Genomic DNA, 21,734 nt, shown 5'->3' on the forward strand with positions numbered 1-21,734 from the left:
TTTCCTTCAGTGGTGGGCGTGGTATGCCGGATGTGATCGTTGTGGGTGGTGGGGTAGTCGGCATGCTGACTGCCTGGACGCTGGGACAGGCGGGGGCCGAGGTGGTCCTGCTGGAGCGCGGCGAGACCGGGCGCGAGGCGTCCTGGGCCGGAGGCGGTATCGTTTCGCCGCTCTATCCCTGGCGCTACAGCGCGGCCGTGGCCAACCTGGCGCACTGGTCGCAGGACTTCTATCCGCTGCTGGGCGAGCGGCTGCTCGCCGATACCGGCCTCGATCCGGAAGTGCATGTCACCGGCCTGTACTGGCTCGATCTCGACGATCAGGTCGAGGCGCTGGCCTGGGCGCGGGCTCACGGTCGACCGCTGGCCGAAGTGGATATCTCGGCGGTGCACGACGCCGTTCCGGTGCTGGGCGAAGGCTTCGGCCGCGCCGTCTACATGTCTGGCGTGGCCAACGTGCGCAACCCGCGCCTGGCCAAGTCGCTGCGCGAGGCGCTGGTACGGCTGCCGAATGTCAGCGTGCACGAGCAGGCCGAGGTGACCGGCTTCGTACAGGACGGTGATCAGGTGCGCGGCGTACGCACGGCGCAGGGTGATTTCAGCGCGGATGCCGTGGTGCTGGCTGCCGGTGCCTGGAGCGGCCGGATGCTGGCACAGCTCGGCCTGGAGCTGCCGGTGGAGCCGGTGAAGGGGCAGATGATTCTCTATCGCTGCGCGCCTGATTTCCTGTCCAGCATGGTCCTGGCGAAGGGGCGTTACGCGATTCCCCGCCGCGACGGGCACATCCTGATCGGCAGCACTCTGGAGCACGCCGGTTTCGACAAGACGCCGTCAGATGAGGCTCTGGCAAGCCTGCGAGCGTCGGCGGAGGAGCTGATTCCCGCGCTGGCGGGGATGGAGCCGGTCAAGCACTGGGCCGGCCTGCGTCCGGGCTCGCCCCAGGGGATTCCGTTCATTGGCGAGGTGCCGGGGCATCGCGGCCTGTGGCTGAACACCGGGCATTACCGCAACGGGCTGGTGCTGGCGCCGGCGTCCTGCCAGTTGCTGGCGGACCTGATGCAGCAGCGTCAGCCGATCATCGAGGCGGCGCCTTACGCGCCCGAAGGGCGCCTGGTGGCGACGCCCATCGTCTGAGGTCGAGCGGGGATCAGTCGATCCCCAGCTTCTTCAGGCGGTAGCGCATGGAGCGGAAGGTCAGGCCCAGGCGCTGCGCCGCGGCGGTACGGTTCCAGCGGGTTTCCTCCAGGGCCTGCATGATCAGCTTGCGCTCGATGTCCTCGAGGTAGTCCTCCAGGTTGTCGATCTGCGCCAGGTTCGCTTCACCGCCGGCATCCGCTCCCGTCACTTCGGCCAGGCGCAGGTCGTGGGGCTGGATGACGTCGTTCTCGCAGAGCGTGTAGGCGCGCTCCAGCATGTTCTCCAGTTCCCGCACGTTGCCGGGGAAGCGGTAGCTCTTGAGCTTCTCCAGGGCGTCGGCGCTGACGGCTGCCGATGCCAGGCCGCTGTCGCCGGCCAGGCGCTTGAGCACGCGGTCGGTGAGCAGGGGAATGTCCTCGCGGCGTTCGCGCAGCGGCGGCACCCGTAGCTCGATGACGTTCAGGCGGTAGTAGAGGTCCTGGCGGAAGCGCCCGGCGGCCACTTCCGCGGCCAGGTCCTTGTGGGTCGCGCAGAGGACGCGCACATCCACCGCGACCTCCTGCTGGCCACCCACGGCGCGCACGGCCTTCTCCTGGATGACGCGCAGCAGCTTGACCTGCATCGGTAGCGGCAGGTCGGCGACTTCGTCGAGGAACAGCGTGCCACCGTTGGCCGCCTGAAACAGGCCGAGCTTGTCTTCCACTGCGCCGGTGAAACTGCCCTTCTTGTGGCCGAAGAACTCGCTTTCCATCAGCTCCGAGGGAATGGCACCGCAGTTGACCGGGACGAAGGTGCTGGTCTCCCGCGGGCCCTGCTCGTGGATCAGGCGGGCCACCAGTTCCTTGCCGCTGCCCGATTCGCCACTGATGTACACCGGCGCCTGGCTGCGCGCGAGCTTGGCCACCTGGTTGCGCAGGGTGCGCATGGGCGGCGAGTCGCCGAGCAGGCGGCTGTCCACCGGCGCCTCTTCGGCCTCCGGCGAGCGCAGGCGCAGGGCGGAATTCACCAGTTCGCGCAGGCGGCCGAGGTCCACCGGCTTGGTGAGGAAGTCGAAGGCGCCGGCCTTGAGCGCCTGCACGGCGGTATCCAGACTGCCGAAGGCAGTGATCATGGCGACCGGCATCTGCGGGTGGCGCTGCTGGATGTACTGCACCAGGTCCAGCCCGGTGCCGTCGGGCAGGCGCATGTCGGTCAGGCAGAAATCGAATGGCTCGCGGGCCAGGAAATCGCGGGCTTCCTTGACGTTGCGCGCGCTGCGGGTATCCAGCTTCATGCGGCCGAGGGTGATTTCCAGCAGCTCGCGGATATCGGGTTCGTCGTCGACGATCAGGGCTTTTTGGCGACTCGTGCTCATGGAGTGTTCTTAGCTTTGTTTGCGCGGATGGGCGAAGGTGATGCGGAAGCAGCTGCCTCCTTCTTCGCGCGTCTTGTAGTCCAGCCGTGCCTGGTTGCTTTCGCACAGCTCGCGGGAGATGTACAGGCCCAGGCCGGTGCCCTTGCTTTCGGTGGTGAAGAACGGCTCGAACAGCTTCCCCCGCTGTTCGCCGCTGACGCCGGGACCGTCGTCGAGCACCTCCAGTACCGGCAGGTCGGTCTCGCGGTCGCGGAACAGACGCAGCCAGACCTGGCCGGTGCCGTTCTTCTGCGTGCTGTACCGTAACCCATTCTGCACCAGGTTGGTCAGTACCTGGGTCAACTGATGCGGGTCCATGCGGGTCTGCACCGTGCCGGCGCCGGTCTCGACGTGCACCTGCTGGCCGTCGCGCAGGCCCTCGCGCAGTTCGCCGGCGAAGCGATGCAGCCAATATTTCAGGTCCAACAGCTGTGGTTCGGACTGGCGCCGGCGTGACAGCTGCAGCACGTTTTCGATCACCAGGTTCATGCGCCGCGACTGGTCCTGGATGATCTGCGTCAGGCGTCGGTCCGGGGCGTCGAGTTCTTCGGATTCCAGCAAAAGCTGGGCGGCATGGCTGATGGCGCCCAGCGGGTTGCGGATCTCGTGGGCGATGCCTGCTGTCAGCCGGCCCAGGGCGGCGAGCTTGAGCTGCTGTGCTTGTTGGGCGATCTGCGAGATGTCTTCGAGGAACATCAGGATGTGCTGCTCGTCGCCGCGGCGCAGCGGGATAAAGCTTGGCTGCACGGTCGGCCCGGACTCCAGCGGCTGCAGGCTCGGCGGGCGCAGGGCAGGGTTCTGCTGCCACTGCTGCAGGCTGGTGACCAGTTGCGGGCTGAACTGGGCGAGCAGTTGCCCGGCGAGTTCATGGCCGCCGAGCAGGGCGGTCGCGCTCTGGTTGGCCAGCAGCACGCGCTGGCGGTCGCCAAGGACCAGGATGCCGGTGCGCATGCGCTGCAGGATCAGCGCGTTGAGCTCTTCCAGGTTGGCAACAGTAGTCGCGCGCTGTTCGGCAATGCTCTCGACTATCTGCTGGCGCCGCGCCAGGGCCTGGATCAACAGCGCCGAGGCGAAACTCAGGGCGCCCAGGCCGCCGGCCTGTACGTAGTGGTTGAGCGCCGTGGGCTGGCTCAGGCTGAGGTAGAAGGTCAGGTAGATCAGGCCGATGGCGGCGATGGCGGCGATCAGCAGGCCGATGCGGCCGCGCAGGAGGATGTTGGCGATGGCCACGGCGACCACCATCAGGTTGCCGATGCCGCTGGGGATGCCACCGGCGGTATAGAACAGCGCGCTGAGCAGGATCACATCCAGCGCCGCCAGGATGAACAAGGGCAGCAGCTGGCGCGGAGTGGGCATCAGCACCGCGATGAGGATGTTGAGGACCAGGTAGACCCAGCAGCCGGCGTGGAACAGGCCGGGGTGGGCCAGTTTCAGCAGATCGTCGTCCAGGCTGCTGGAGATCAGCAGCACCAGCACCAGGCCGATGGTCAGCCGGTACAGGTGATACAGGCGCAGGACCCGCAGGCCCTGGCCGGTGAGTGAGATGCCCTCAGCGGCCACGGTTGGCGTGGTCCTGCTCGAGGTGGGCGCGGCTGCAGTACCACTTCTGCTCGTCCTGCAGGGCATGGCTCTGCGGCACATGCACGCCGCATTGGGCGCAGCGGACCATCGGTGCGGCCTGCTCGTCGGCCTTGGTCTTGGCTTTTCCGGCCGGCTGTGCCGGGCGGGTAGCCTTGCGCCACAGCCACCAGCCGAGGGCGAAGAGGGCGATCCAGAACAGCAGACGGGTCATGGCAATCCCTTGTGCATAAAGAGCGGCAGTTTATCCAAGCTGGACGATGGCGGACAGTGAAGCAGTACTGGCGCGACAAAGCGTCCGCGTTTCGCGCCCATGAAAAAGGGAGGCCAAAGCCTCCCTTTTTCGTCGAACCGGTCGGTATCAGTCGAAGATGCCGAAGGTCATGTAGCTGAACCAGGAGCGGTCGTTGTTGCCGGCGTTACCTTCGGCTTCGTGCTGTTCTTCCTGCACGTCGCTCTGGTTCTCGGGCTTGAGCTCGGCCGGAATCTGCTGCTCGGCGTCTTCGTACTGCTTGATCACGTCCTTGGATGCCTGGGTTTCCATGTGCGGCGGGGCATCGTTGGTTTCGATCAGGCCCAGGGTGGCCTTGGCCAGCCAGGAGCGGTTGTCGGCCTCGTCTTCACGCGGAACGAACTGGCCATCCTTGAGGCTGGGGTTATCCGGGTAGTTGGCCTTCAGGGTTTCCAGGCTGGAATCGGCCAGGTCGTTCAGGCCCAGGCGCTGGTAGGCCTCGACCATGATCGCCAGGCCATCGCCGACGGCCGGGGTTTCCTGGAAGTTCTCGACCACGTAGCGGCCGCGGTTGGCAGCGGCGACGTAGGCCTGGCGCTTCAGGTAGTAGTGGCCGACGTGTACTTCGTAGGCTGCCAGCAGGTTGCGCAGGTAGATCATGCGCGCCTTGGCGTCCGGGGCGTAGCGGCTGTTGGGGTAGCGGCTGACCAACTGGGCGAACTCGTTGAACGAGTCGCGGGCGGCGCCCGGGTCACGCTTGGTCATGTCCAGCGGCAGGAAGCGCGCGAGCAGGCCACGGTCCTGGTCGAAGGAAGCCAGGCCCTTGAGGTAGTAGGCGTAGTCGACGTTCGGGTGCTGCGGGTGCAGGCGGATGAAGCGCTCGGCGGCGGCGCGGGCGGCCTCCGGCTCCATGTTCTTGTAGTTGGCGTAGATCAGTTCCAACTGGGCCTGCTCGGCATAGCGACCGAACGGATAGCGGGACTCCAGCGCCTTCAGTTTGGAAACGGCGTTGGTGTAGCTCTTGTTGTTGAGGTCGTCCTGTGCCTGCTGGTACAGCTGGCTTTCGCTCAGGTTCTCATCCACCTTGTCGCCCTTGGAGGAGCAGGCGGTGACAAAGGCGAGGGTGGCGATCAGCAGCAGGTGTTTCACTTGCATGGCGAGTTGCGTCCCTGGACGGTCGGCTGTCGCGGCCGCCACCGTCTGTTATGATTGGCGCCCCAGGGGTACCCCTGGGACAAAGGCCCCGTATTTAACCACAGCGCGCAGTCGAACCAAAAGGCCGTGCGCCCTTCGTGTCCCGTCATGTCCGATATCATTCAACTCGCGGCAGAAGTGCCGTTCGACCTCGGTGGTCAGCGTCTCGACCAGGTCGCCGCCCAGCTCTTCTCCGATCACTCGCGTTCCCGCCTGGCTGGCTGGATCAAGGACGGCCGTCTCAAGGTCGATGGCGCCGTGCTGCGCCCGCGCGATATCGTCCATGCCGGCTCGCGTCTGGAGCTGGATGTCGCACTGGAGGCCCAGGGTGAATGGGTTGCCCAGGACATCGAGCTGGACATCGTCTACGAGGATGACCACATCCTGGTCATCGACAAGCCGACCGGGCTGGTGGTTCACCCCGCCGCCGGCCACCAGGATGGCACCCTGCTCAATGCGCTGCTGCACCACGTGCCGCACCTGGCCAATGTGCCGCGCGCAGGCATCGTGCACCGCCTGGACAAGGACACCACCGGCCTGATGGTGGTAGCCAAGACCCTGGAAGCGCACACCAACCTGGTTGCCCAGCTGCAGGCGCGCAGCGTCAGCCGCATCTATGAAGCCATCGTCACCGGCGTGATCGTTGCCGGCGGCACCGTCGATGCGCCCATCGGCCGTCACGGCGTGCAGCGGCAGAAGATGGCAGTGATCGAGACCGGCAAGGTCGCCATCAGCCACTACCGCGTGCTGGAGCGCTTCCGCGCGCACACCCACACCCGGGTGAAGCTGGAAACCGGCCGCACGCACCAGATTCGCGTCCATATGACGCACATCGGCCACCCGCTGGTGGGCGACCCCACCTACGGCGGGCGTTTCCGCATCCCGCCGGGGGCCAGCCCGACCCTCGTCGAGTCGCTGCGCGACTTCCCGCGCCAGGCGCTGCATGCGCGCTTCCTCGAGTTGGACCACCCGTCCACCAACGTGCGCATGAAGTGGGAATCGCCGCTGCCGGACGACTTCACCTGGCTGCTCAGCCTGCTGCGGCAGGACAACGAGTCCTTCGTATGACCTCCTGGCTGACGCCCGACTGGCCGGCTCCGGCGAATGTCCGCGCCTGCGTGACTACCCGTGCCGGCGGCGTCAGCGTCGAGCCGTTCGCCAGCTTCAACCTCGGCGACCATGTTGGTGACGACCCGGTCGCCGTGGCCGAGAACCGCCGCCGGCTGACCGCCGAGCTGGGCTGCCAGCCCGCCTGGCTGAGCCAGGTGCATGGCGTGGAAGTGGTCGAGGCCGATCCGACCGTGGTCGCCACCGCCGATGGCAGCTGGAGCGCCACCCCTGGCATCGCCTGCACCATCATGACTGCCGATTGCCTGCCGGCGCTGTTCTGCGACCGCGCCGGCACCCGCGTAGCCGGTGCCCACGCCGGCTGGCGCGGCCTGGCGGGTGGCGTGCTGGAAGCGACCGTGGATGCCATGGGCGTCGCCCCCGGCGAACTGCTGGTCTGGCTCGGTCCGTCCATTGGCCCGCAGGCTTTCGAAGTAGGCCCGGAAGTGCGCGAAGCCTTCCTGGCGGAGCATGCCGAAGCTGCACGCGCCTTTATTCCCAGCGCCAATGCCGGCAAGTTCATGGCCGACATCTATGAGCTGGCGCGTATCCGCCTGGCGGCGAAGGGCGTGACTGCCGTCTACGGCGGGGACTTCTGCACCTTCAGCGACACCGAGCGCTTCTACTCCTACCGCCGCAGCTCCCGCACCGGCCGCCTGGCCAGCCTGATCTGGCTGGCCTGATCCGCTTTTCGTAGGAGCGAGCTTGCTCGCGAACCTCGCCTGGCACGACGGCAACAAGCGGTTCGCGAGCAAGCTCGCTCCTACAGGTTCAGCTCCGCCTCCACAGTCGCTGCCAAGACACATCCCGACAGCATCATCTGACGGGTGTCATGGCCAAATGGCTTGAACCGGCCAAAATCGTCCTTATCTATCTGGCATCCCGGCGGGTTAGTCGTGACCAGGGGCACTCATCGCTCCGGCCCGCTATAGAAAGGAAGGACGACCCTCATGCGAATCGACCGTTTGACCAGCAAGCTCCAGCTTGCACTCTCCGACGCCCAGTCCCTGGCCGTTGGACATGACCACCCGGCCATCGAACCGGTACACCTGCTGTCCGCGCTGATCGACCAGCAGGGTGGCTCCATCAAGCCCCTGCTGATGCAGGTCGGCTTCGACATCCCGGCGCTGCGTGCCTCTCTGAATAAAGAGATGGATACGCTGCCGAAGATCCAGAACCCCACCGGCGACGTGAACCTGTCGCAGGACCTGGCGCGCATGCTCAACCAGGCCGACCGCCTGGCCCAGCAGAAGGGCGACCAGTTCATCTCCAGCGAGCTCGTGCTGCTCGCGGCCATGGACGACAGCACCAAGCTCGGCAAGCTGCTGACCAGCCAGGGTGTGTCCAAGAAGGCCCTGGAAAACGCCGTGGCCAACCTGCGCGGCGGCGAAGCGGTGAATGACCCGAACGCCGAGGAGTCGCGCCAGGCGCTGGACAAGTACACCGTCGACATGACCAAGCGCGCCGAGGACGGCAAGCTCGATCCGGTGATCGGCCGTGACGACGAAATCCGCCGGACCATCCAGGTCCTGCAGCGCCGCACCAAGAACAACCCCGTGCTGATCGGCGAACCCGGCGTCGGCAAGACCGCCATCGTCGAAGGCCTGGCCCAGCGTATCGTCAATGGCGAAGTGCCTGACGGCCTGAAGGACAAGCGCCTGCTGGCGCTGGACATGGGCGCGCTGATCGCCGGCGCCAAGTTCCGCGGCGAGTTCGAGGAGCGCCTGAAAGCCGTGCTCAACGAGCTGTCCAAGCAGGAAGGGCGGATCATCCTGTTCATTGACGAGCTGCACACCATGGTCGGCGCCGGCAAGGCCGAGGGCGCCATGGATGCCGGCAACATGCTCAAGCCGGCCCTGGCCCGTGGCGAGTTGCACTGCGTTGGCGCCACCACCCTGGACGAGTACCGCCAGTACATCGAGAAGGACGCCGCCCTGGAGCGCCGCTTCCAGAAAGTGCTGGTCGATGAGCCGAGCGAGGAAGACACCATCGCCATCCTGCGTGGCCTGAAGGAGCGCTACGAAGTGCACCACGGCGTCACCATCACCGATGGTGCGATCATCGCCGCGGCCAAGCTCAGCCATCGCTACATCACCGACCGCCAGCTGCCGGACAAGGCCATCGACCTGATCGATGAGGCCGCCAGCCGCATCCGCATGGAGATCGACTCCAAGCCGGAGGCACTGGATCGCCTGGAACGTCGCCTGATCCAGCTGAAGATCGAGCGCGAAGCGCTGAAGAAGGAAGACGACGAGGCCACCAAGAAACGCCTCGCCAAGCTCGAAGAAGACATCGCCAAGCTCGAACGCGAGTACGCCGATCTTGAGGAAATCTGGAAGTCGGAGAAGGCCGAAGTCCAGGGTTCCGCGCAGATCCAGCAGAAGATCGAGCAGGCCAAGCAGGAAATGGAAACCGCACGGCGCAAGGGCGACCTGGAAACCATGGCGCGCATCCAGTACCAGACCATTCCGGACCTGGAACGCAGCCTGCAGATGGTCGACCAGCACGGCCAGACCGAGAAGCAGCTGCTGCGCAACAAGGTGACCGACGAGGAAATCGCCGAAGTCGTCGCCAAGTGGACCGGTATCCCGGTATCGAAAATGCTCGAAGGCGAGCGCGAGAAGCTGCTGCGCATGGAAGACGAGTTGCACCGTCGCGTCATTGGCCAGGACGAGGCCGTGGTGGCCGTCTCCAACGCCGTGCGCCGTTCCCGCGCCGGCCTGGCAGACCCGAATCGCCCCAGCGGCTCGTTCCTCTTCCTCGGCCCGACCGGGGTGGGCAAGACCGAGCTGTGCAAGGCCCTGGCCGAGTTCCTCTTCGATACCGAGGAAGCGCTGGTGCGCATCGACATGTCCGAGTTCATGGAGAAGCACTCCGTGGCTCGCCTGATCGGCGCACCGCCGGGCTACGTCGGCTATGAAGAAGGCGGCTACCTGACCGAGGCCGTGCGTCGCAAGCCGTACTCGGTGGTGCTGCTGGACGAGGTGGAGAAGGCTCATCCGGACGTCTTCAACGTGCTCCTGCAGGTGCTGGAAGACGGCCGCCTGACCGACAGCCACGGGCGTACCGTGGACTTCCGCAACACCGTGGTGGTGATGACTTCCAACCTGGGCTCGGCGCAGATCCAGGAACTGGTGGGCGATCGCGAGGCCCAGCGTGCGGCCGTCATGGATGCGGTGAATAGCCACTTCCGCCCGGAATTCATCAACCGGATCGATGAAGTGGTGGTGTTCGAGCCGCTGGCCCGCGAGCAGATCGCCGGCATCGCCCTGATCCAGATGGGCCGCCTGCGCAAGCGGCTGGCCGAGCGCGAGCTGGGCCTGGAGCTGAGCGACGAGGCCATGGACAAGCTGATCGCCGTCGGTTTCGACCCGGTGTATGGCGCTCGCCCGCTCAAGCGCGCGATCCAGCGCTGGATCGAGAACCCGCTGGCGCAACTGATCCTCGCCGGCAAGTTCCTCCCCGGCCAGCAGATCCACGCCCGGGTCGAGAACGACGAGATCGTCTTCTCCTGATCCACGCTCCACGAAAAAGCCCGCCAATTGGCGGGCTTTTTCATGTCTTCTATCTATCCGGGCTGCTGCTCGCCTCCAAGCATCACCAGCAACTGCTCGATCAACTCGGCCTGATCCTCGGCGATATCGATGATATGGAAGCCCGCCCAGCCCAGCTGGCCATCCACGCCGGCGCGGCTCCACAGGCAATCCGCACCCAGCTGGATCACGCCGATCTCGTCCAGCGGCGGCGCCGGTACCAGTTGGCAATCCCACACCGAGTCGGCCTCCGGCACGTCCACGCCACAGAGCATGAAGCCCTCGGCGGAAAGGTCGGCGAGCCGGCCCAGGCTGCGCCCGGAGTGGCGGTCGAAGACTTCCACGGTCAGCCCGGTCTGCTGCCGGCTGTGCTGGCGACGTTCTGACATCGACTGCTCCTTCAGATCTGTGCCGGGCCGCGCCCGGTAAAGCGTTGCAGGACCCGGTAGATCGCGCTCAGGGCACGATCCATCAGCGGGGCGGACTGTTCCGTCGGAACCAGGCGGACCTTGCCCGCTTCCATCTCCTGGGCCAACTGCACTATGGGTTTGACCGCCACCCGCTGCCCGGTGTGGTCGACGAACATGTAGTTGCGCGTGGTCGGGCTGAACCACGAAAGCTTGAGCCGGCGCGCCGGCGTGGTGTCGCTGAACTCGAACCAGGTGCCGAACTCCAGGTGACCGAGTTCCTTCATCAGGACTCGTACCCGCTCCGAAAGTGGCTCATTACCGGGCTTCACCAGGGTGTGGCCTTCGGCGCCAAGCATGGCGCCCAGCGGGCTTTCCGGCAGTTCCTGCTTGAGTTGCGCGGCGATCTGCGGCTGCTTGGCCTGGATCGCATGCTGGCAGGCCACCAGGTCCTGCAGCAGTCGGCGGATGCCGTCCTCGTGGTAGCCGCCAAGCACTTCCAGGCCCTTGCGCAGGTCGTCCAGCAGGCTGACGCGCATCTCGCGCAGGCGCAGGCGGCCTTCCTCGTCCAGCGGCGTGACGCTCCAGGCCAGCTGTTCGGCCACTTCGCAAGCGCGCTTCCATTCGTCGCTGTGCTCACCGCTGCGCAAGACGATGAAGGTCAGAGCATCGCACCAGCTCATGTCGAGGAAGTTACGCACCAGCTCGGGCAGCTCGCGCTCGCGGGTGACCCTGGCGATCGCCTCCAGCGCCTGCTCGCGGGCCGCCAGCAGGCGATCGCGGCCACGCGCGGCTTCCATGGCGCGGCGCTCGCGCAGTTCGACTTTCTGTCGCAGGTTGCCGACGTATTCGTTGAACTCGCCCAGCAGCTTGTCGAACAGGCTGAAGTCGCCGGCGAAGTCTTGGATCACCCGCTCGACTATCCAGTGCATCTTCGCCAGCAGGTTGCGCTCCTCGCCCTCGCCGCCATACAGCACACCGGCCTGGGCCATGGCGTTGAGCAGCTTGCGCGCCGGGTGGTGATGCTGGGTGAATAGCTGCTTGTCCAGCAGCGCGACCTTGAGGAACGGCGTGTGCAGGTGGGAGAGGGTGGTTTTGCAACTGTCGGGCAGGTTCTCGTCGTCGAGGATGAAGTCGAAGACCATGCCGACCAGGTCGATCACATCGGCTTCCTGCTCGGTCAGGCGGGTATTGCCCGGCTGCGCGGAAGCGGCTTCGAGCTGGCGCTGCAGGTCGGCTTTCAGCGCTTGCACCGGCTGCGGCTGGCGCAGGCGCTGGGCCATCTCTTGGGCGGATTCGCGTTGCAGGCGGTTCAGCGCCTCCAGCAGCTCGTTGGCGCTATAGGTGGTGGTGGCGGTCGCCGGGCCGAAGCTGACGATGCTCTGGCTGTTGCCGAACAGCGTGGCCTTGTCGCCGCGCCGGCGGTGCTCGGCGAGCAGCACGGCGAGGCCGCCGAACAGGGCGTTACGGTCGGCGGGAGGAACGTCCGGCAGCTCGCCGACATTGTAATAGGGCTGCAGCGGCGGTGGGCTTTGCATGCCGGCCGCGGCCTTTTCGGTTGCGGCGGGGCGCTGCGCCTGCGCCGGGCGCTGGCCCTGGGGGCGGTATTTGAGGTTGGGCAGGATGCCGCCATCGGCCAGGCGCTGGTTCAGCTGCTCATATAAAGGTTGCAGGTGCTGCATGACCTGCTGATCGAAAAGGACATAAAGGATGGTCTTGATGCGCAGCGGGAAGGCGCTGCGCGCCAGGGTGTCGCGGAACGCCTGGGCAATGGCCTGCGGGCCGAAGGGATTGCGCTCCTCGCCCAGCTTGCTGCCGTTGTTGAGCAGCGCCAGGCGCTGATCCAGGGCGAACAGCAGCTGCGCGCAGTGGGCGCGGACCTGGTTCACCATGTTGGTGACCAGCAGCGTCTCCTCATATTCCTCGTTGCCGACCAGGGTCAACTGGTCGATGTCCAGCTCTTCCAGCGGCTCGGCGAGTGGCAGCTTGCCCTCCAGGAAGTCGTTCAGGCCCTGGGCGATGCGCTGGTGGTAGTAGCGTTCCAGATTCGGCCGCTCGCGGCGGATTTCCCGCATGCTGTCGAAGAACAGCGCCTGGACCTGGTTGTTCTCGGCTTTCTCCGCGCATTCGAACAGCGTGTCGTCGACCTGGGCAAAGACATTGCCCAGGAGCTCGGCGAGGCGGTTCATCGCCAGTTGGCGGCAGCCCTGTACCAGCTCGCCGAAGCGCGGCTGGATCATCCGGCTGGCGATGGGGGAGGGCGGTGGGGTGTCCTTGTTGCTCATGGCCGTCCTGTGCGTCGTGATCTATCCGTTTACACCCGCGGTGGATCACTCGTGTTTTTCCATGCAGATATAGCAACCAGCCCGGCTCCCTGCAAAGAGAAGAAAAACTTTTTGGATCAGAGTGTTGACAGGCGTTTCGATATACGTAAAATGGCGCGCCTCTGATACGGGAAACCGGTGAAGCCGGAAGAAAGTAGAGGAGATTGAAAGGTTCTTAAGTTCCGCGATAGCTCAGTCGGTAGAGCAAATGACTGTTAATCATTGGGTCCCTGGTTCGAGTCCAGGTCGCGGAGCCAACTTTCAAACGGGGTATAGCGCAGTCCGGTAGCGCGCTTGCTTTGGGAGCAAGATGTCGGGAGTTCGAATCCCCCTACCCCGACCAACTTTTGGGTCGTTAGCTCAGTCGGTAGAGCAGTTGGCTTTTAACCAATTGGTCGTAGGTTCGAATCCTACACGACCCACCATATTCGGCTCGCAAGAGCCATGAAAAACCCGCAGCCTCATTGAGACTGCGGGTTTTTTCATTTTCCGCAATAATCGCCTCTCCATATCCCTGTCGCCGGGCGCCAATCGACTGCCTGACGCCACGGCTTTTTGCTCTCCAGAACTGGCACTAACGTCATACTTCGTCGCACATTCCCTCTTGCAAAAATCCCACTGCGTCGATGTGTCGCAGGGTGCGCAGGGGCATGTCCGGTCTTTTGAAAGAGTTCTTGATCGCCGTCATGGCAAGGTCTTTGCCAGGTGCTCCAACAGCTTGAGATGGCCTTTCCGAAAGACGCTGTAACCCCCGTGGTTCATGGATTTGAAACATTTTCCTCGCTTCAGGAAGCAAGGCTTTGTGGGGTGGAAAAGGCCTTTCTCAGGATGTGTGAATTGATCGTTTTGTGAGCGATCCTCGTCGGGACTGTTTCACAGGGTGAGAAAATATCTTGTTAAAAATGGAGGGTCGGGGCCTTGAAAGGGGTTTCTGAAATGCTTTGTAATACCCGCCGTCCATTTCCTACCCCCAAATCGCTGAGTCGCACTGACGTGAATCAAAGCCAGTGCTCACCCTTCGGTGCAGCGGCATAACAACAGGGGGCTGCCATCGGTGGGCTCCTGTCATCAAGACGAGTCGGGCAATCCGCTCGTGCATCCGGTGTGCGACGCGCGTGTTCTCACGAGCCGCCAGTCCAGACACCACACGCTGAATAACACGGAACGAATCAGCTGACGAAATCGGTTTCGCATCGCGAAGACCGGGCGACCTCCCTTTGCCTGGAATCCGTGCGGCCGCGTTCGTGAATCCATGACAGCCCTGGCAGGCGGCTTGGAAAAGTCGCGGGTAACGAGTCGTCGAGCAATGCGTGGCGAAGGCTCGTGGGCGGTGAAGCGATTTTCATCCACTAAGGCCGCAAGATGAAAAAAGAGCAGTACACAGGAATTTTGAAGAGACTTGCGTGGCTGCCGATGCTGATGCTCGGTGGTTGCAACATGGCGCTGTTCGACCCGAAAGGGCAGGTCGGCGCTGACGAGAAGTCCCTGATCATCACGGCAACCCTGCTGATGCTGATCGTGGTGGTGCCGGTCATCCTGATGACCCTCGGGTTCGCCTGGAAATACCGGGCTTCGAACACCAAGGCCACCTACATGCCGGACTGGTCTCACTCGACCAAGATCGAGCTGGTGGTATGGCTGGTTCCCTGCCTGATCATCGCCGTGCTCGGCTGGATCACCTGGGAGAGCACCCACAAGCTGGACCCGTATCGTCCGCTCGACTCCGAGGTCAAGCCGGTGACCATCCAGGCCATCTCGCTGGACTGGAAGTGGCTGTTCATCTACCCGGAACAGGGTATCGCCACCGTCAACGAAATCGCCTTCCCGAAAGACACCCCGGTGAACTTCCAGATCACCTCGGATTCGGTGATGAACTCGTTCTTCATTCCGCAGCTGGGTAGCCAGATCTACTCCATGGCCGGAATGATGACCAAGCTGCACCTGATCGCCAACGAAGAAGGCGTGTTCGACGGCATCTCCGCGAACTACAGCGGCGGCGGCTTCTCGGGCATGAAGTTCAAGGCCATCTCCACCTCCGAGCAGGGCTTCCAGGATTGGGTCGCGAAGGTCAAGGCCTCGCAGCAGACCCTGAACCTGGATCAGTACCCGGAGCTGGTGAAGCCGACCGAGAACGTCCCGGCGACCTACTTCGCAACCGTCAGCCCCGAGCTGTTCTCCCACGTGCTGAACAAGTGGGAACACGCTGGCCACGCGATGGCCAAGGCCCACGAAGCCAAAGAACAGGCCGAGAAGGGTGAGCACGGCGAAGCAGCGCATGACGAGACCGCCATGGCGGGCCACGACATGAGCAACATGCAAGGCATGCCTGGCATGCAATCGAATCCGAGCCAGGAGTAACCGCAGATGTTCGGGAAACTGACACTGTCGGCCGTGCCGTATCACGAGCCGATCATCGTCATCACGCTGGCCATCGTCGCCCTGTTGGGCCTCGGTGTGTTCGGCGCGATTACCTACTACCGCAAGTGGACCTACCTGTGGACCGAATGGCTGACGTCCATCGACCACAAGAAAATCGGCGTGATGTACATCATCGTCGCCCTGGTCATGCTCCTGCGCGGCTTTGCCGACGCCATCATGATGCGCGGCCAACTCGCGCTGGCTGAAGGCGCCAACCACGGCTACCTGCCGCCGGAACACTACGACCAGATCTTCACCGCTCACGGCGTGATCATGATCATCTTCATGGCCATGCCCTTCATGACCGGTCTGATGAACCTGGCCGTGCCGCTGCAGATCGGCGCACGCGACGTGGCGTTCCCCTTCCTGAACTCCCTGAGCTTCTGGCTGCTGGTCGTCAGCGCCATGCTGGTGAACGTCTCGCTGGGCCTGGGTGAATTCGCCCGTACCGGCTGGGTCGCTTACCCGCCGCTGTCCGAGCTGGCCTACAGCCCGGGCGTGGGTGTGGACTACTACATCTGGGCGCTACAGATATCGGGTATGGGTACCTTGCTCACGGGTATCAACTTCCTGGTGACCGTGTTCAAGATGCGCACCCCCGGCATGAAGCTGATGCAGATGCCGATCTTCACCTGGACCTGCACCTTCGCCAACATCCTGATCGTTGCGTCGTTCCCGATCCTGACCGCGGCCCTGGGCCTGCTGTCGCTGGACCGCTACTTCGACATGCACTTCTTCACCAACGAGCTGGGCGGCAACGCCATGATGTACATCAACCTCTTCTGGGCCTGGGGCCATCCTGAGGTGTACATCCTGATCCTGCCGGCTTTCGGTATCTTCTCCGAAGTCACCGCGACCTTCGCCGGCAAGCGCATGTTCGGCTACACCTCGATGGTGTGGGCGAGCGCCGCGATCACCTTCCTCGGCTTCACCGTGTGGCTGCACCACTTCTTCACCATGGGTTCGGGCGGCGACGTCAACGGCTTCTTCGGCGTTGCGACCATGCTGATCTCGATCCCGACCGGGGTGAAGCTGTTCAACTGGCTGTTCACCATCTACCGTGGCCGCCTGCGCTTCGACACCCCGATCCTGTGGACCCTGGGCTTCATCATCACCTTCACCATCGGTGGCATGACCGGCGTTCTGCTGGCCATTCCGGGTGCTGACTACCTGCTGCACAACAGCCTGTTCCTGATCGCCCACTTCCACAACACCATCATCGGTGGTGCGGTGTTCGGCTACCTGGCCGGCTTCGTCTTCTGGTTCCCGAAAGCCTTCGGCTTCAAGCTGGACGAGAAGTGGGGCAAGCGTTCCTTCTGGTGCTGGCTGGTCGGCTTCTACATGGCCTTCATGCCGCTGTACGTCCTCGGCTTCATGGGCATGACCCGTCGCCTGAACCACTACGAAAACCCGATGTGGCAGCCGTACATGGTCGTGGCCTTCTGTGGCGCCGTGCTGATCTTCTTTGGTATCGCCTGCCAGCTGATCCAGCTGTTCGTGTCGATCAAGAATCGCGAGAAGCTGGCCGACCTGACTGGCGACCCGTGGGGCGGCCGTACCCTGGAATGGTCCACTTCCTCGCCGCCGCCGTACTACAACTTCGCCGAACTGCCGAAGGTCAACGACATCGACGCGTTCCACGAGATGAAGCAGACCGGTACCGCGTACCGCAAGCTGCCGGCCTATGCACCGATCCATATGCCGAAGAACACCGCCGCTGGTTTCTCCATCGCCGTGTTCGCCTTCATCTTCGGCTTCGCTGCCATCTGGCACATCTGGTGGCTGGTGGGTGTTGGCTTCGTCGGCATGATCGCTTCGGTCATCGCGCGCAGCTACATCACCGACGTGGACTACTACGTCCAGCCGGATGAGATCGAGCGCATCGAGAACGCCAACTTCCAGAAACTCGCCACCGCGCAGCAGGTATAAAACCATGTCGACGGCAGTACTGAATCAACACCTGGTCGATACGCACGAAGCGGCGCACGACCATGACCACGCCCACGACAGCGGCGGCATGACGGTCTTCGGCTTCTGGCTGTACCTGATGACCGACTGCATCCTGTTCGCGAGCGTCTTCGCCACCTACGCCGTGCTGGTCAACCACACGGCCGGCGGCCCGAGCGGCAAGGACATCTTCGAACTGCCCTACGTGGCCGTCGAAACCGCGATCCTGCTGATCTCCTCCTGCACCTACGGCCTGGCCATGCTGGCCGCGCACAAGGGTGCCAAGGGCAAGGCCATCGCCTGGCTGGGCGTGACCTTCCTCTGCGGCGCCGCGTTCATCGGCATGGAACTCAACGAGTTCCATCACCTGATCGTCGAAGGCTTCGGCCCGAGCCGCAGCGCCTTCCTGTCGTCCTTCTTCACCCTGGTCGGCATGCACGGCCTGCACGTCAGTGCCGGCCTGCTGTGGATGCTGGTGCTGATGGCGCAGATCGGCACCCGTGGCCTGACCGCGCAGAACAACACCCGCATGATGTGCCTGAGCCTGTTCTGGCACTTCCTGGACATCGTCTGGATCTGCGTATTCACCGTCGTCTACCTGATGGGGGCTCTGTAATGACCGCTGCTGCACATCATCACGACTCCCACGGTGCCGGCCACGGCGACCACGGCGCCGGTCACGGCAGCCTGGGTTCCTATGCCATCGGCTTCGTGCTCTCGGTGATCCTGACCGCGATCCCGTTCTACATGGTCATCGACGGCGGCTTCTCGCGTCACGCCACCCTGCTGACCATGGTGATCCTCGGCCTGGTCCAGGTCGTCGTGCACCTGATCTGCTTCCTGCACATGAACTTCAGCTCCGAAGGTCGCTGGAACGTCATGGCATTCATCTTCACCGCCATCATCATCCTGCTGGTGGTCGGTCTGTCGCTGTGGATCATCTACACCGCAGACACCCTGATGATGCCGATGCCCTGAGGGCCGATGCCGTGAAACTCAAGCGTTATCTCCTGGTAGCCAAGCCGGGCATCATCTTCGGCAACCTGATCGCAGTGGCGGGGGGATACTTCCTCGCCGCTCGCGGCAGCGTTGACCCGATGCTGCTGCTGGCCACCGTGATCGGCCTGTCCCTGGTCGTTGCCAGCGGTTGTGTCTTCAACAACTGCATCGACCGCGACATCGATCGCTTCATGGAGCGTACCCGTGGCCGTGTCACCGTGACCGGGCAGATCTCGCTGAAGGCCGCCCTGGCCCACGGCGTGGTCCTCGGCGTGGCTGGCTTCGGCCTGCTGGCCTGGAAGACCAACGTGCAGGCAACCCTGCTCGCCGCGTTCGGCTTCTTCGTCTACGTCGTGCTCTACAGCCTCTGGCTCAAGCGCAGTTCGGTCTACGGCACGCTGGTCGGCAGTCTCTCCGGAGCCATGCCGCCGGTGGTGGGCTACTGCGCCGCCAGCGGTCACTTCGACATGGGTGCGGCGGTGCTGCTGCTGATCTTCTGCCTCTGGCAGATGCCGCACAGCTACGCCATCGCGATCTTCCGCCTCAACGACTACCGCGCCGCCGGGATCCCCGTGCTGCCGGTGGAGCGGGGCATCGAAGCGACCAAGAAGCAGATCCTCTACTACGTGGTGGCCTTTGGTCTTGCGACCCTGCTGCTGACCGTGACCGGCTTCGCCGGCTACGGTTACCTGGTGGTGGCGCTGGCCGTCAGCGCCTGGTGGCTGTTCATCGCGGTGAAGGGCTTCAGTGCCGAAGACGACCGCCGCTGGGCCCGCCAGCTGTTCGCCTTCTCCATCATCGCGATCAGCGTGCTGAGCCTGATGATGTCCATCGACTTCCAGGCCATCCCGGCCCCGTCGATGCTGGCAGCGCTATAAGGCCGTTCTGCTGCAACGAAAAAGCCGCCCTTCGGGGCGGCTTTTTTGTGTGCGTCTTTTCAATATGGACGATGTGCTTTTGTAGGACCGAGGGGGGCGCCTAGCCCTTGCTCGCGAACGGTGCTTTCCGGCTGCTCCGATGCCAGGGCGGTTCGCGAGCAAGCCCGCTCCTACAGGTGAGGCGTGGTGCTTGCCTCGGGCGTAGGAGCGGACTCTGTCCGCGATCGCTATCCGATCAGTGCAATTTCAACCGCGGCTCGGTGCTGCGCCCAATACGGTCCGCAATCATCAGCAGCGCCGTGCGGAACGGCCCGTACAGCGCCATCTGGTGCATGCGGTACAGCGACACATAGAACATCCGCGCCAGCCAGCCTTCGAGCTTCACGCTGCCCATTAGGTTACCCATCAGATTACCGACAGCACTGAAGCGCGACAGCGAGATCAGCGAGCCGTAGTCCGTGTAGCGGTACTCCGGCAGCGGCTTGCCTTCCAGGCGTGCAACGATGGCCTTGGCCAGCAACGATGCCTGCTGGTGCGCGGCCTGGGCGCGCGGCGGCACATTGCGGTCACTGCCATCTCCCATGGGGCAGGCGGCGCAGTCACCGAAGGCGAAGACGTTGTCGTCGCGGGTGGTCTGCAGGGTAGGGCGGACCACCAGCTGGTTGATGCGGTTGGTCTCCAGGCCGTCGATCTCCTTGAGCAGGCTCGGCGCGCGGATGCCCGCCGCCCAGACCTTCAGGCTCGCCGGAATGAACTCGCCCACCGCGGTGTGTAGGCCTTCAGCAGTGACTTCCTGCACCGCCGAACCGGTCAGCACGCGCACGCCGAGCTTCTCCAGCGTCTGGTGCACCGGGCGGCTGATCCGCTCGGGCAGCGCCGGCAGCACGCGCGGGCCAGCCTCGATCAGGGTGATGCGCATGTTCTGCGGCTGGATGCCGGTCAGGCCGTAGGCCGCCAGCTCCTGCGCGGCGTGGTGCAACTCGGCCGACAGCTCGACACCGGTGGCGCCGGCGCCAACGATGGCGACGCTGATCTGGTCGTCCTTGTCCTGCCCGGCGTGGGCGCGCAGGTAGTGGGTCAGCAACTGCTTGTGGAAGCGCTCGGCCTGCTCGCGGGTGTCTAGGAAGATGCAATGGTCCGCAGCACCCTGGGTGCCGAAGTCATTGGTGGTGCTGCCGATGGCCAGGACCAGGGTGTCGTAGTCCAGCCCGCGCGCCGGCACCAGCTCCTCGCCCTGCTCATCGAGCGTAGCGGCGAGCTGGATGCGCTTGCCCGCGCGGTCGAGGCCGCTGAGGCGGCCGAGCTGGAATTCGAAGTGGTTCCATTTCGCCTGGGCGACGTAGTTCAGCTCATCCTCGGAGGAGTTGAGCGAGCCGGCGGCGACTTCGTGCAGCAGGGGTTTCCAGATGTGGGTGAGATTGGCGTCGACGAGCGTAATGCGCGCCTTGCCCTTTTTACCCAGGGTGCGGCCGAGACGGGTCGCGAGCTCCAGCCCGCCGGCGCCGCCGCCGACGATCACGATACGATGGGACATGGTGCATTCTCATAGCTTAAGGAATCCTGTATCGGCCCGTGGCGGCACGGCGCTCACGCAAGGTAGGCCAGGAGGCGGCTCAGCAGACCCAGGGCGATGACCACCGCGAGCAAGGCTCCCATCATCAGCCAGGGTTTGAACGGCGCGCGTTGGACCTGGTGGACGGGAGAGCTGAGGTACTGATCGACCTTCTGCTGGTCTTCGGGGCTCAGGCGACTGGGCATGGGCGGCCTCCGTTTATAATGCCAAGCATTCTAGTAGGGCTTGCGCGGCCTCTCAATGCACCGCCGATCAATGCAGCTTTGCGTCGGCGCCTATTTACAGGCCGACGCCCATGTCGAAAAGGATGCTGCGGCCCAGGTTGCCACGCAGGAAATCCGGCGCGTCGCTGTGGGCAAAAAGCACGCGGGCGAACGTCGGGCCGACCACCGATAACGAGCGCCAACCCTGGCGCAGGTACTCGGTGGGCGGCGGGAAAGGGGTGTTGAAGTCCGGCGTCTCGCGCTTGAGGCTGACGAAAGCCAGCAAGTCCAGCTCGCGCGGGTCGATGCCACGCTCGGTGTAGTTGTGCGCCTTCTTGCGCAGCGTCGGCGCCAGGCGTGCCTGTAGCTCCGCGCAGGGAATCCGCTTGGGACGCTGCTCGCGGCGGATCAGTTGGTTGAGGCTCTGGGCCATGCGCCGGCGCAGCAGCTCCTCCTTCCACTCCTCGTTGAGCCGGCGGCCCTGGTCGAGCACGAAGAACACCTCGAAGGTGGCGTCGCGGAACAACACATCCGGCGGCTGCTGCGTCGGCGCAATGAAGTCTTCCTGGCGATACGGCACCTTCAGCGCCTGCAGCAGGCGCTGGCAGGCCCAGCACTCCCTTTCCCACTTGCGGGAGTTGGATAGGAAGTCGTTGGCTTGTTCCGCCTGGCGCGTCAGCAGGCGCAGATAGTCGGATTCGTTCATGCCTCAAGCATAGTTGCTGGCAACCGCGGGCGGGCGCCGATGGCGGTGTAGACTGTTGCCAATCATTGGCCGCTGCGGGCAAGGGGGAAGCGTGAGACGAGTGCTG

18 protein-coding genes and 3 tRNA genes are annotated in these 21,734 nt (G+C 64.3%); 12 read left to right on the forward strand and 9 right to left on the reverse strand.

Going from position 1 to position 21,734, the window contains the following annotated elements:
• Positions 1 to 23: 23 nt before the first annotated feature.
• A complete protein-coding gene (gene thiO / locus QO207_RS07110) occupies positions 24 to 1,133 on the forward strand; it encodes a glycine oxidase ThiO (protein ID WP_301531782.1) in 1,110 nt (369 codons plus the stop codon).
• Positions 1,134 to 1,146: 13 nt separating this feature from the next.
• Here the strand turns inward: thiO and QO207_RS07115 are convergent, their stop codons facing one another.
• The 4 genes from QO207_RS07115 to QO207_RS07130 form a co-directional block, all read right to left on the reverse strand.
• A complete protein-coding gene (locus QO207_RS07115) occupies positions 1,147 to 2,490 on the reverse strand; it encodes a sigma-54 dependent transcriptional regulator (protein ID WP_301531783.1) in 1,344 nt (447 codons plus the stop codon).
• Positions 2,491 to 2,499: 9 nt separating this feature from the next.
• The gene (locus QO207_RS07120; RefSeq protein WP_301531784.1) at positions 2,500 to 4,089 is read right to left on the reverse strand and encodes a PAS domain-containing sensor histidine kinase; all 1,590 of its coding nucleotides are present in this window, start codon (positions 4,087 to 4,089) and stop codon (positions 2,500 to 2,502) included.
• Positions 4,079 to 4,321, reverse strand: a complete 243-nt coding sequence (locus QO207_RS07125) for a PP0621 family protein (protein ID WP_301531785.1) — start codon at positions 4,319 to 4,321, stop codon at positions 4,079 to 4,081. Before QO207_RS07125 ends, QO207_RS07120 begins: the two co-directional genes overlap by 11 nt.
• Before the next feature lie 147 nt (positions 4,322 to 4,468).
• A complete protein-coding gene (locus tag QO207_RS07130) occupies positions 4,469 to 5,494 on the reverse strand; it encodes an outer membrane protein assembly factor BamD (RefSeq protein ID WP_301531786.1) in 1,026 nt (341 codons plus the stop codon).
• Positions 5,495 to 5,641: 147 nt separating this feature from the next.
• On the opposite strand from QO207_RS07130, the gene rluD reads away from it, so the two are divergent.
• From rluD to clpB, 3 genes are all read left to right on the forward strand, one after another.
• A complete protein-coding gene (rluD, locus tag QO207_RS07135) occupies positions 5,642 to 6,601 on the forward strand; it encodes a 23S rRNA pseudouridine(1911/1915/1917) synthase RluD (RefSeq protein WP_301531787.1) in 960 nt (319 codons plus the stop codon).
• Positions 6,598 to 7,323 carry a peptidoglycan editing factor PgeF gene (gene pgeF, locus QO207_RS07140; RefSeq protein ID WP_301531788.1) on the forward strand — a complete coding sequence of 242 codons (726 nt, stop codon included), beginning with the start codon at positions 6,598 to 6,600 and terminating at the stop codon, positions 7,321 to 7,323. Before rluD ends, pgeF begins: the two co-directional genes overlap by 4 nt.
• A gap of 267 nt (positions 7,324 to 7,590) precedes the next feature.
• Positions 7,591 to 10,155, forward strand: a complete 2,565-nt coding sequence (clpB, locus tag QO207_RS07145) for an ATP-dependent chaperone ClpB (RefSeq protein ID WP_301531789.1) — start codon at positions 7,591 to 7,593, stop codon at positions 10,153 to 10,155.
• Positions 10,156 to 10,208: 53 nt separating this feature from the next.
• On the opposite strand, the gene QO207_RS07150 is transcribed toward clpB, so the two are convergent.
• Positions 10,209 to 10,562, reverse strand: a complete 354-nt coding sequence (locus QO207_RS07150; protein WP_301531790.1) for a PilZ domain-containing protein — start codon at positions 10,560 to 10,562, stop codon at positions 10,209 to 10,211.
• A gap of 11 nt (positions 10,563 to 10,573) precedes the next feature.
• A complete protein-coding gene (locus QO207_RS07155) occupies positions 10,574 to 12,865 on the reverse strand; it encodes a DUF1631 domain-containing protein (RefSeq protein WP_301531791.1) in 2,292 nt (763 codons plus the stop codon).
• A 220-nt stretch (positions 12,866 to 13,085) separates the two neighbouring features.
• Between QO207_RS07155 and QO207_RS07160 the strand changes: the two genes are divergently transcribed.
• The 8 genes from QO207_RS07160 (at position 13,086) to cyoE (ending at position 19,146) form a co-directional block, all read left to right on the forward strand.
• A tRNA-Asn gene (locus QO207_RS07160) sits at positions 13,086 to 13,161 on the forward strand.
• Between the two features lie 9 nt (positions 13,162 to 13,170).
• Positions 13,171 to 13,247, forward strand: a tRNA-Pro gene (locus QO207_RS07165).
• A gap of 6 nt (positions 13,248 to 13,253) precedes the next feature.
• A tRNA-Lys gene (locus tag QO207_RS07170) sits at positions 13,254 to 13,329 on the forward strand.
• 937 nt (positions 13,330 to 14,266) lie between these two features.
• A complete protein-coding gene (gene cyoA, locus QO207_RS07175; RefSeq protein ID WP_301531792.1) occupies positions 14,267 to 15,262 on the forward strand; it encodes a ubiquinol oxidase subunit II in 996 nt (331 codons plus the stop codon).
• 6 nt (positions 15,263 to 15,268) lie between these two features.
• Complete coding sequence (cyoB, locus tag QO207_RS07180; RefSeq protein WP_301531793.1) at positions 15,269 to 17,251, forward strand: cytochrome o ubiquinol oxidase subunit I; 1,983 nt, start codon at positions 15,269 to 15,271, stop codon at positions 17,249 to 17,251.
• Between the two features lie 4 nt (positions 17,252 to 17,255).
• Complete coding sequence (gene cyoC, locus QO207_RS07185; RefSeq protein ID WP_015475724.1) at positions 17,256 to 17,885, forward strand: cytochrome o ubiquinol oxidase subunit III; 630 nt, start codon at positions 17,256 to 17,258, stop codon at positions 17,883 to 17,885.
• A complete protein-coding gene (gene cyoD / locus QO207_RS07190; RefSeq protein WP_081517365.1) occupies positions 17,885 to 18,247 on the forward strand; it encodes a cytochrome o ubiquinol oxidase subunit IV in 363 nt (120 codons plus the stop codon). The genes cyoC and cyoD overlap by 1 nt, the downstream gene beginning before the upstream one ends.
• Positions 18,248 to 18,258: 11 nt before the next feature.
• Entirely contained in the window at positions 18,259 to 19,146 is an 888-nt protein-coding gene (gene cyoE / locus QO207_RS07195; protein ID WP_301531794.1) for a heme o synthase, read from the forward strand.
• Between the two features lie 235 nt (positions 19,147 to 19,381).
• Here the strand turns inward: cyoE and QO207_RS07200 are convergent, their stop codons facing one another.
• From QO207_RS07200 to QO207_RS07210, 3 genes are all read right to left on the reverse strand, one after another.
• Positions 19,382 to 20,680 carry an NAD(P)/FAD-dependent oxidoreductase gene (locus QO207_RS07200; protein WP_301531795.1) on the reverse strand — a complete coding sequence of 433 codons (1,299 nt, stop codon included), beginning with the start codon at positions 20,678 to 20,680 and terminating at the stop codon, positions 19,382 to 19,384.
• A gap of 53 nt (positions 20,681 to 20,733) precedes the next feature.
• Positions 20,734 to 20,904, reverse strand: coding sequence for a DUF3094 domain-containing protein (locus QO207_RS07205; RefSeq protein ID WP_017516731.1), 171 nt, complete (start codon positions 20,902 to 20,904; stop codon positions 20,734 to 20,736).
• Between the two features lie 94 nt (positions 20,905 to 20,998).
• Positions 20,999 to 21,628 (reverse strand): DUF1780 domain-containing protein, encoded by a 630-nt coding sequence (locus tag QO207_RS07210; RefSeq protein ID WP_301531796.1) that lies wholly within the window; start codon positions 21,626 to 21,628, stop codon positions 20,999 to 21,001.
• Positions 21,629 to 21,734 lie beyond the last annotated feature (106 nt).

Source organism: Pseudomonas sp. CAN1, from assembly GCF_030462585.1.
Classification (GTDB): Bacteria; Pseudomonadota; Gammaproteobacteria; order Pseudomonadales; family Pseudomonadaceae; genus Pseudomonas.